The 10,162-nt window shown below is 62.5% G+C and carries 9 protein-coding genes; 6 read left to right on the top strand and 3 right to left on the bottom strand.

Annotated features, from left to right (window positions below):
- A partial coding sequence (locus I5W_RS02920; RefSeq protein WP_044528111.1) for an acyl-CoA dehydrogenase family protein occupies positions 1-825 on the bottom strand: 825 nt, incomplete at its 3' end.
- 151 nt (positions 826-976) lie between these two features.
- On the opposite strand from I5W_RS02920, the gene I5W_RS02915 reads away from it, so the two are divergent.
- Together I5W_RS02915 and I5W_RS02910 are read left to right on the top strand one after the other, a co-directional pair.
- Positions 977-2,554: a PAS domain-containing sensor histidine kinase gene (locus tag I5W_RS02915; RefSeq protein ID WP_044528113.1), complete on the top strand. Its 1,578-nt coding sequence runs from the start codon at positions 977-979 to the stop codon at positions 2,552-2,554.
- 323 nt (positions 2,555-2,877) lie between these two features.
- Complete coding sequence (locus I5W_RS02910; RefSeq protein WP_044528110.1) at positions 2,878-3,936, top strand: porin; 1,059 nt, start codon at positions 2,878-2,880, stop codon at positions 3,934-3,936.
- 146 nt (positions 3,937-4,082) lie between these two features.
- On the opposite strand, the gene I5W_RS02905 is transcribed toward I5W_RS02910, so the two are convergent.
- Positions 4,083-5,012, bottom strand: a complete 930-nt coding sequence (locus tag I5W_RS02905; RefSeq protein WP_044528109.1) for a LysR family transcriptional regulator — start codon at positions 5,010-5,012, stop codon at positions 4,083-4,085.
- 316 nt (positions 5,013-5,328) lie between these two features.
- Here I5W_RS02905 and I5W_RS02900 point away from each other — a divergent pair, with 316 nt between their 5' ends.
- From I5W_RS02900 to I5W_RS02885, 4 genes are read left to right on the top strand one after another with little or no spacing between them, the layout of a single operon-like run.
- Complete coding sequence (locus I5W_RS02900; protein WP_044528108.1) at positions 5,329-6,504, top strand: amidase family protein; 1,176 nt, start codon at positions 5,329-5,331, stop codon at positions 6,502-6,504.
- 60 nt (positions 6,505-6,564) lie between these two features.
- Entirely contained in the window at positions 6,565-7,851 is a 1,287-nt protein-coding gene (locus I5W_RS02895) for an aromatic ring-hydroxylating oxygenase subunit alpha (protein ID WP_017453200.1), read from the top strand.
- A 5-nt stretch (positions 7,852-7,856) separates the two neighbouring features.
- Positions 7,857-8,357, top strand: a complete 501-nt coding sequence (locus I5W_RS02890) for an aromatic-ring-hydroxylating dioxygenase subunit beta (RefSeq protein ID WP_044528112.1) — start codon at positions 7,857-7,859, stop codon at positions 8,355-8,357.
- Between the two features lie 47 nt (positions 8,358-8,404).
- Positions 8,405-9,361, top strand: coding sequence for a PDR/VanB family oxidoreductase (locus tag I5W_RS02885; RefSeq protein ID WP_044528107.1), 957 nt, complete (start codon positions 8,405-8,407; stop codon positions 9,359-9,361).
- Positions 9,362-9,470: 109 nt separating this feature from the next.
- On the opposite strand, the gene hpaC is transcribed toward I5W_RS02885, so the two are convergent.
- Positions 9,471-10,040, bottom strand: coding sequence for a 4-hydroxyphenylacetate 3-monooxygenase, reductase component (gene hpaC, locus I5W_RS02880; RefSeq protein ID WP_044528106.1), 570 nt, complete (start codon positions 10,038-10,040; stop codon positions 9,471-9,473).
- Between the last annotated feature and the right edge of the window lie 122 nt (positions 10,041-10,162).

Raw genomic sequence — 10,162 nt, 5'->3', positions numbered from 1 at the left:
CTCGATGCGCACATAGGAACGGTCGGCCAGCTTGGGCGCGCCGGTGATGGCCACGCGGCCACCCGACATCTGGTTGATCTCATCGATGGCCGCCCGTCCCACGCCCAGGTTGACCACCGCCAGAACCTGCGCAGCATAGGCGATGGTGGGATAGCGATACAGCGGTTCATCGATGGTGGCAGCACCGCCGCGGATGAAGGTCCACTCATCGGGCACGAATTGCTGGCTGACCTTCAGGTCATGGCTGCCGGTCCCGGCCAGGCCCATCACGTCCCAGTTGTCGATGATCTCGACCTGCTCCGGCGGCAACACTGCGGTGCGTGGCTTGGAGCCAGCCTGGCCGGGGACCGCTGCGCCGATGCCTACGCCCAGTATGTCAGCGCCCTTGCAGCCACTGCTGAACTTCCAGGTACCATTGACCATCCAGCCGCCCTCGACCTGGGTCGCCGGCTGGATCGGGAACAGGCCACCGGCAAAGGTGAGGTCGGGCCCCTTGGCATAGAGCATGGCCTGGGTCTGCTTGGGCAAGGCGCCCAGGTAGACCGAGGCCGAACCGAAGCTGGCCACCCAACCCACCGAGGCGTCGGCTTCCGAGATCTTTTCGATCAACTGCAGGAAGGCCATGGGCGACATGCCGCTGCCGCCGAAGCATTGCGGGGTGGCGGCGCGATAGACGCCGACCTTTTTGAGCTGCGCGATGAAATCCCTGGGCACGAAGCGCTGGGTCGCGAATTCATCGCGACGCGCGCGGATCTCGGCCAGCAGCGGGACCAGTGCATCCTCTTCACGGACGGCCAAGGCGGCCGGGTTTTCCATCACGGACATTGCATTCTCCAGGTGGCTTGCATCAGAATGAAGTCGAGTGTAGGGAGCGACCGGTCCCGGTTCAATCGGGACCGCTGCAGCTTTTTTAGGGGATGAGGAGAAGCTTTCTAAAGAAAACCCCTAGGGCATGGATTCCACCACAGAGATAGCGATGCCAGAACAACCCGCCGCAATGCCCGAGGACGACGCCATCCGCTTCGGCCTCGATGATTTCCGCCGCATGATGGATGCGCTGCCCATGTGCATCATCCTGCACGACGCCCAGACCAAGTCCATCCTCTGGGCCAATCCTTCGGCCTGCCAGGTGCTGGGATTCACGCTGGAAGAACTACTGCCCTTGAAGGCGCCCGACATGAGCCGGCAATCGCATGAATACCGCCGCGAGATCGGTCGCAAGTGGTTGCACGATGCGGTGCTTCACGGCAGCAACATGGTGGAGTGGTGCTACCGCGCCAAGAATGGCGACGAAATCCTGTCGGAGGCGGTAGCCACCCTGGTACCGCTGAGCGAGCGCGACGTCATCATGGTGCAGTTCCGCGATATTGCGCGTGAGGAACAGATCCGGCGCGAGATGAAGAAACTGGAGAGCCGTCTCAAGGAATTCATGCAGGACTCCGACGAAGGCGTGGCGGTACTGCGCGCCGATGGCGGCATCGAATACCTGAGCGATGCCGGACGCAAGCTGCTAGGCGTGCGCCCCGGCCAGAATCCGCCCAAGAATTTCGTCGAGCAATGCCTGCCCGAGGCACGCGACGAACTGCTGGAACTGCTGACCCTGGCCTTGCCGGATGCGATCAGCTTCCCGTTGCGCTACCAGATCCTGCGCAAGGATGGCCTGGTGCGCTGGCACCATGCAGTGTGTCGCTATATCGAAATTGAGAACGACCTCAAGGGTCACCTGCTGCACTTCCACGACATCACCGACCAGGTCGAAGCCGAGGAAGCGCGCCGCCGCGACCAGGCCTCGCTGGAATACCTGGCGCGCCACAACGCCATGGGCGAGATGGCGACCGCCATTGCGCACGAGCTGTCGCAGCCGCTGGCGGCGATCCGCAATTTCCTGGAAGGATCGGTATTGCGTCTCCAGCAGAGCGAAGCCTTGCGCGAGCAGGCCGGGCAGATCGTATGGGGGCTGGAGAGTGCCAGTCGCCAGGTCGATCACGCCGCGGCCATCATCAAGAGCGTGCGCGAATACGTGGTGCGGCTGGAGCAAAGCGAAGGCCTCATCGACCTCAATGCGGTACTGCAAGACGTGCGCTGGTTCATCGAGATGAAGGCCGCCGAGGGTAAGGCGCATCTGCACTTCCTGCCCTGTGCCGAGCCGCTGGTGGTCAGTTGCGAGAAGGTCTTGATCGGCCAGGTGATCCTCAACTTGGCCTTCAATGCCATCGAGGAAATGATGGATTTCCCGGAAGGGGCGCGGCATGTGCGCATCAGTACCCGCCGCGCCGGCGACCATGCCTTGTTGAGCGTGGCCGATGAAGGGCGCGGTATCGATGCCGGGCACCGCGAACGACTCTTCGACGGCTTCTTTTCTTCCAAGGTCAGTGGCAATGGCATCGGGCTTGCCCTGTGCAAGAACATCATCGCGCGCCATCGCGGCGATATCTGGGCGCAGCCTGGCGAGGCAATCCATGAAGCAGGAGTTGCCCTGAAGGATGCAGCAGCCAGCCAAACGCGTGGTACCCGCTTCTGCTTCACGCTGCCGTTGGCCGAACGCCACAACTAAAGATTCCTTTATTCCCCGCGCCGGGCGCGCCGCATTGGGGATCGTGCGCACTTGCATGGTGAAGTTGCGCACGATAGTCCCGGCAAAACGCGCTTTCATGCACCGGATTCGAGAGCGGATCACTATTCGAGTCCATGCATCAATCCGGCTTATTGCCTCTATCGGCTGCATCAATTTGATCTCGCGCAAATGCGCTTCCTATGATGGCTGCACATGACGACATGTCATGCACGCTGCGCCGCTTGCCGCGTCCACCACGGGCGATACGGTAGCGCGACCTTCATACCACCACACAACAGCCACACCACAGGGAGCCTTGTCACATGAAGAAGAAACTATGGGTCGCCGCCATGCTCGCGGCCGGCACGGGAATGGCACATGCCCAGAGCAGTGTTTCCATCTATGGCCTGATCGACCTGGGCCTGACCTACTATTCCAATGCTGCCAAGAGCGGCGGCGGTGGCGCATCGCTGGTGCGCATGGATAGCGGCATCGCCCAGGGCAGCCGCATCGGCTTCAAGGGGAGCGAAGACCTGGGCGGCGGCATGAATGCCTTCTTCACCCTGGAAACCGGATTCGGCGCCGATGACGGCAGCCTGGGCCAGGGCGGCCTGCTGTTCGGCCGTCAATCCTTCGTCGGCCTGGGCAGCAAGGACTGGGGCGCGATCAGCCTGGGCCGGCAGTATGACTTCATGTCCAACATCGGCGCGCAGTACGCCATGGGCGCCCTCTCGCCAGCCGGCTCCCTGGCCTGGGGCCTGCACGCCGATGCGGCGCATGGCACGGCCTTGAACGACCATATCTATGGCGGCGACCGTACCAACAACTCGATCAAGTACAACAGCATCAAGTTCGGCGGCTTCAGCTTCGGCGCCATGTATGGCTTCGGCGAAGTGGCTGGCAACACTACGGCCAGCCGCACCATCAGCGCCACCGGCCAGTATGACAACGGCGGCTTCAGCAGTGGCCTGGCCTACACCGACATCAAGGATGCCACCGGCAGTTCGTCGACCCGCATCTACGGCATCGGTGCGCGCTACCAGATCGGCGCTTTCACACCCTTCGGCGTGATGACCCAGGCCAAGAATACCGCTACCAGCGCAAAGGCCACTACCTATGAACTGGGCACGGTCTATGCGTTGACTCCACTGTGGGATCTGTCGGCCGCCTACCAGTACCAGAACCGCAACCTGGGCGTGGGCAAGGCCCAGGCCTTCATTGCCATGGCCGACTACAAGATCTCCAAGCGCACCGATCTCTATGTGGGCGCCGTCTATGACCGCGACAAGGGCTACAACGCCTTCCCGGTCTTCGGTGGTGGTGCGCAATCGTCGATGGGCAACCAGACTGCCGTGCGCCTGGGGATGCGTCATCGCTTCTGAGTCACGGCACCTGGGCAAATCAGCACACGCTTGAGGAAGGGCGGGCCGCTGCCGACATCCGGTGGCCTTCCCGCTGGCAGGGGAGAACGGCCCGTCGCATGACGGGCCTTCTGCATTCAAGCCAAGTCCAGATTCAACGACCGGGTTCAGCTACTGCGGCCGTAGCTCTGCAGCAGGTCGATGACGATCTGGCGCAGCCAGCTATTGCCAGCGTCGGCGTCGAAGGCCTGGTGCCAGTGCAAGGTGATGTCCACGGTAGGTAGCTTGACCGGCAGTTCGTAGGACAGGAACACGTCCGGGTGTTCGCTATGGAACAGCTTGGCAATGCGCGCCGGCACGGTAGCCACCAGGTCGGACTTGCCGAGGATGCGCGGCAGCACCGTGAAGTGCGGGATCGACAGGCTGATCTTGCGCTGCACGCCCAGAGTACGGAAGGAATGCTCGACCTGGTGATGGCTGCTTTCGGCCGACTCCACCAGCACGTGCGACAGCGCCAGGAATTCATCCAGCGTCAATTGCGTGCGGGCCGGCAACTCGGGGCGCTTGCGCATCATGCAGACATAGGTTTCGCGAAACAGCAGTTCATGACAGGTCACCGTCTTCAAGGCCGGCAGGTTGCCGAAGGCGAAGTCGAGCTGGCCGGTGCGCAAGGCTTCTTCCAGGTGCGCCGGCGGCACCTGCTCCACCTGCAGGCGAGTATGTGGCGCTTGCGCGGTCAACAGTTCGCACAACTGCGGCAGGAACATCATTTCCGCCACGTCCGTCATGGAGGCGCGAAAGACCCGGGTGCTGGCGGCCGGGTCGAAACGTTCGGTATAGCGCAAGGCATCCTGCACCGCCTGCAGGGCGCGATTGATGGGCTTGGCCAGTTCCAGCGCAGCCGGGGTGGGTTGCATTCCCTCCTTGGTGCGGATGAAGAGCGGATCGTCGAAGATCTGCCGCAAGCGGCCCAGCGCATAGCTCACCGCCGGCTGCGACAGGTGCAGGCGGTTGCCGGCCAGGGTCAGGCTGCGCTCGTCGGCAATGGCCTGGAAGACCCGCAGCAGGTTCAGGTCCATGTTGTTGAAGGTGGCCATGGCAATCTCCGGTGGGGGTCACGCTGGGCAAGCCCGATCAATGGGAAGTGACATCACTATCCATGCTACTTATGTGAAAAATATTTTACATCAATTTGATCTATTTTAAGGCGACTTTTAAAATGCTTCACATCAGCCAAGGAACCCGCCTGCATCCAGCGTCCGACGTGGATTATCGACCTGCAAGGCAACACATGAATGGATGCGCCATGACTCCCCAGCCCAGCATTTCCCTGCCCGTGCGCACCTGCAGCGGCCAGGCCGCCATCGCGCTCCTGCAACTACAGGCCCGCATTGCCTGCCTGGGAGTGGCAGGATGAACAATTCTGCTGCACGCACCATTGCCGGCAGTGGCAACGCCCTGCTCTCGCGCTTCCACCTGGGCGGCAACGGCCCGACGGTGGCCATCAAGGATTGCATCGACATCGCCGGCCAGCCCACCTGCGGCGGCAGCGCCGCGCTGGCTGATGCGCCCCTGGCACAGGCTCATGCCGAGGTGGTGCAAAGGCTGCTCGACACCGGCTGGCAAATCACTGCCCGCGCCAACATGCATGAGCTGGCCTATGGCATGACCGGCATCAACGACTGGAACGGCACCCCGGTCAACCCGCAAGACCCCGACCGCATGACCGGTGGTTCTTCCAGCGGCTCGGCCTCGGCCGTGGGTGCGGGGCTGGTCGATCTATCCATCGGCAGCGACACCGGTGGCTCGATCCGCCTGCCGGCGGCCTGTTGCGGCGTGATTGGCTTCAAGCCGACGTTCGGCCGCGTCAGCCGCGTCGGCGCCTATCCGGCCATCAGCAGCCTGGATTGCGTGGGCCCGGTGGCACGCAGTATGGAAATGATCATCCGCGCCATGACCAGCATCGCGCCCGGCTTCGACCCCGTGGCCGCCAGCGCCGCCGCGGCCAATGCACGCGTGAAGCGGGTGACGGTGCAAGCCGACGACGACATCGCCGCCGCCGTCGCACAGGGCTTTGCCGCCAGCCGATGGAGCGCTACCTGGTGGACGCCGCAACACATGCACGCCGCCTTCGAAGCCGGCATGACCCTCATCAATCGCGAAACCCACGACGCCTTCGGCCACCTGCTGGGCCAGGGCAAGCTGGGCGCAGATATCGAACAACGCCTGGCAGCCGCAGCCACCACCACCGATGCCGCAGTGGCCGACGCCGAGCGCGTGCGCGCCGCTTTCAGCGCCGAGGTCGATGCGGCACTGGCCGACGCCGATGCATTGCTGCTGCCCACCCTGCCGGCACTGCCGCCCACGCTGGCAGCCATCCGCCAGGGCACATCAGTGCTGCTGCTGTCGTCGCTGGTGCGGCCCTTCAATCTGTCCGGCCATCCGGCATTGACCATCCCGGTGCCGATTGCCGGCAGCACGCTCAAGGCCGGCCTGCAACTGGTGGGACGCAAGGGCGACGATGAAAGACTGTGCGCCCTGGGGCGCCATCTGGAACAGGCGCTACAGGCACTCAAGCCCACGCCATGAAGCCGCATCAAGCGTGCCGAGATCAACACTGACAACGACTGCAAGCCACTGGAGAAAGCCATGAACGCACCGCTACGCTTCCACCCTCGCAAGCCCGATTCTTCCTATGCCGACCTGGTACAGGATGCGGTGGTGGACCCTTCGCTCTATACCGATCCTGCCATCTTCGAAGTCGAGATGGACAAGATCTTCTACCGGACCTGGATCTGGGTCGCGCATGAAAGCGAGATCAAGAACCCGGGCGACTTCAAGACCGCCCAGATCGGCCGCCAGCCGGTCATCGTCGTGCGCGACAAGAGCGGCAAGATCAACGTGCTGGAAAACCGCTGCCGCCATCGCGGCGCCACCGTCTGCGAAAAGCACAAGGGCAATGCCACCGGCTTCACCTGTCCCTACCACAGCTGGTCCTATGGCCTGGACGGCAAGCTGCGCGGCCTGCCCTACCCGGAAGGCTATGAAGACGTGATCGAAAAAGCCGACCTGCCACTGCAAAGCCTGCGCACCGAGAGCTACCACGGCATGATCTTCGCCTCCTTCAACCAGGAGATCGAACCGCTGTCGGACTTCCTCGGCCATGCCAAGAAATGGATAGACCTGTTCATGAAGCAAGGCGCGGGCTTCCCCATCAAGGTTCAGGGCGAGCACAAGTTCAGCTTCAAGGGCAACTGGAAGATCCAGCTGGAAAACACCACCGATGGCTATCACTTCCCGGTGGTGCACAAGACCTTCCTGTCTTCCGTCGATGAAGAGACCTCCGAGATGCTCTCCTTCATGACCGACGATCAATCGATCACCCGCTCGCTGGGCAATGGCCACAGCGTCATGATCATGGTGCCCGAGCACGTGGACCTGGACGTCGACGATGGCAGCGAGCAATTGCAGGAACGCTTCGCCCACGTGACCGAAGAACTGTCCAAGACCATGCCACCCGAGCAGGTGCGCCGCATCGTGCGCTCACTGCATGGTGCCGGCTTCAACCTGAACCTGTTCCCCAACGTGGCCATGTCGATGTCCTTCTTCCGGGTGCTGCATCCGGTATCGGTGGGCGAGACCCAGATCCGCCACGTGGCGCTGGGCATGGAGGGCGGACCGGAGATCGCCAACCGGGAGCGGCTGCGCATCCATGAACATTTCCAGGGCCCGTTCGGCTTTGGCAGCCCGGATGACGCCGAAGCCTGGGAACGTGTGCAGGCCGGCGCACACGCCGGGCGCGATGCACCCATCCTGGTCAATCGTGGCCTGAACCGCGAATGGGTGGATGACAACGGCGACAAGGTATCGCACTCGACCGATGAGAGCGGGATGCGCGAAGCCTATGCCATGTGGAAAAAGATGATGGAGAAGTGATCGATATGAACCAACAAGACACCCTGCAAGGCATCCCCGCGCAAATGGCGCGTGCCATCGCCTTCATCTGGAAGGAAGCTGAACTTTTAGACCGCAAGGACTATGCCGCCTGGCAAGACCTGTGGACCGAAGACGGTTACTACGTGGTACCGATCGACCAGCAGACCACCGACTTCGCAGCCACGCTGAACTACGCCTACGACAATGCCCACATGCGCAAGATCCGCATCGAGCGCCTCACCTCGGGACATGCGATGTCGGCCGTGGATGCAGCGGCCACCGTGCGCACCGTCTCGCGCTTCGTGCCGGTGCACCTGTCGGAGGAACTGGTGGAAATCAATTCGGCACAGGTGCTGGTGGGCTACAAGCGCCAGCAGCACACCATGTTCGTGGCCAACGTCACGCACCGCCTGCGTTTCACCCCGCAAGGTCCGAAGATCGAGCAGAAGGTAATCCGCCTGATCAACTCGATGGATAGCTTGAACGCCCTGGGCTTCCTGCTCTAAGCATCACCACCACTGCAATGGCAACCCCGCAAGCGAGTATCGGCCCCATGAAACTGATCGTAGACAGACTCACCGACGAAACCGGCGACATCCGTTCCTTCCGCCTGGTGCGCGCCGATGGCGCCGCGCTGCCGGCCTATGAGCCGGGCGCTCACATCGACGTCACCGGGCCGACCGGTATCGTGCGTCAATACTCGCTGTGCGGCCCGCTGGAAGACCGCTGCGGCTACACCATCGCCGTCAAACGTGAGCCCGCCTCACGCGGGGGCTCGGCGGCACTGCACGATGCCGTGCAGCTGGGCATGGAACTGGAAGTGGGCACGCCGCGCAACCTGTTCGCACTGGATGCGACGGCGCCCGAACATCTGCTGTTTGGCGCCGGCATCGGCGTGACGCCACTGCTGGCGATGGCCTATCGGCTGTGGGCCGAACAGAAGCCCTTCACGCTGCACTACTTCGTGCGCGCACGCGAACATGCGGCCTTTGCCGATCTGCTGGAGAATGCTCCCTTCGCCGCACAGGTGCGCTTTCACTATGCCGTGATACCGGCGCAGATGGAGCATTACCTTGCCGCCTGCCTCGCCGCCGGCAGCAAGGAGGCGCACGTCTATACCTGCGGCCCGGCGCCTTTCATGGAAGTGGTGGTCAAGTGCGCCGCCGCCAATCGCAGCGAAGAAGCCATCCATCTGGAACACTTCCAGGCGGCTCCTGCGGCATCCGAGGCGGTAGGCGGCGATGGCGCCTTCGAAGTGCAACTGGCCAGCTCCGGCAAGGTAGTGCAGATCCCGGTGGGCATTCCCATCGTCGATGTGCTGGCGCGCGAAGGCATCGTCATCGATACCTCCTGCCGCGAGGGCATCTGCGGTACCTGCGTGGTACCGCTCCTGGAGGGGGAGCCGGATCATCGCGACAATTGCCTGTCCAAGAAGGAAAAGGCGGCCAATGACCAGATCTGTACCTGCGTCTCGCGCGCCAGATCGGCGCGGCTGGTGCTGGATCTTTGACTCTTCTTTCGGTGTCAATCCGAACCGTTTTTTAGCAGCCCCCCAGAAATACGAATTCCGTTCAGAACACATCTGAACGGAATTCAATTTCTTGCAGCGCTGGTGTGACTTACAAGGCCGTGCGCTTGACCTTATGGAACAGACGATTGAAGTAGATCAGGCTGTCCTTCTTCTCATTGACCCTGACCTCGGCCAGTTCCACGAACATCACCGAGTGCGTCCCCACTTCCTTGAACTCGCGGATACGCCCCTGCAGCTTGACCAGTGCATCGGCCAGCACCGGCTGCCCCAGCTCGCCCGGTGCTTCCCAGATATCCCAAGCAAAGCGCTCTTCCATGGGCACCTTGGTGGCGCCCGAAAAATGCATGGCCAGTTGTTCCAGTTCGTCCGAGAGCACGTTCACGCACAGGCGGCCATTCTTCTTGAACACGTCATGCATGGCACTGCCGCGATTGATGCAGACCAGGATGGTGGGCGGCGTATCGGTGACTGAACAGACCGCACTGGCGGTGATGCCGCACCGTCCACCGTCGCCATCGGTGGTGATGATGGAGACCGCCGCTGGCAAATGCGCCATGGCATTGCGAAACTCCAGTTGCTCGGGGGCCAGAGCCGGTCGAACCGCCGCGGCAGTGGAAGATGGCGTGGTTTCTTGTCGTTCTACAGCGCTGGTGCTCATGAAATCTCCTGGTATGCACGCCGATGATGCACGGCGCTCGATAAAGGCAGGTTAAGGCATGGCCATGGTGCAGGCAATTCGTGCCACATGCCCGCCCCACAGGGGATGCGGCAGATCATCTA

Source organism: Herbaspirillum sp. B65 (assembly GCF_000333555.1).
GTDB lineage: Bacteria > Pseudomonadota > Gammaproteobacteria > Burkholderiales > Burkholderiaceae_D > Herbaspirillum > Herbaspirillum rubrisubalbicans.
The sequence above is the reverse complement of the archived record's forward strand: the minus strand, read 5'-3'. Positions and strand labels throughout refer to the sequence as shown.

What these genes read in the sequence shown, in the direction of transcription:
- I5W_RS02915 (WP_044528113.1), top strand. Translation starts at nt 977, where the DNA reads ATGCCAGAACAACCCGCCGCAATGCCCGAGGACGACGCCATCCGCTTC.
- I5W_RS02910 (WP_044528110.1), top strand. Translation starts at nt 2,878, where the DNA reads ATGAAGAAGAAACTATGGGTCGCCGCCATGCTCGCGGCCGGCACGGGA.
- I5W_RS02905 (WP_044528109.1), bottom strand. Translation starts at nt 5,012, where the DNA reads ATGGCCACCTTCAACAACATGGACCTGAACCTGCTGCGGGTCTTCCAG.
- I5W_RS02900 (WP_044528108.1), top strand. Translation starts at nt 5,329, where the DNA reads ATGAACAATTCTGCTGCACGCACCATTGCCGGCAGTGGCAACGCCCTG.
- I5W_RS02895 (WP_017453200.1), top strand. Translation starts at nt 6,565, where the DNA reads ATGAACGCACCGCTACGCTTCCACCCTCGCAAGCCCGATTCTTCCTAT.
- I5W_RS02890 (WP_044528112.1), top strand. Translation starts at nt 7,857, where the DNA reads ATGAACCAACAAGACACCCTGCAAGGCATCCCCGCGCAAATGGCGCGT.
- I5W_RS02885 (WP_044528107.1), top strand. Translation starts at nt 8,405, where the DNA reads ATGAAACTGATCGTAGACAGACTCACCGACGAAACCGGCGACATCCGT.
- hpaC (WP_044528106.1), bottom strand. Translation starts at nt 10,040, where the DNA reads ATGAGCACCAGCGCTGTAGAACGACAAGAAACCACGCCATCTTCCACT.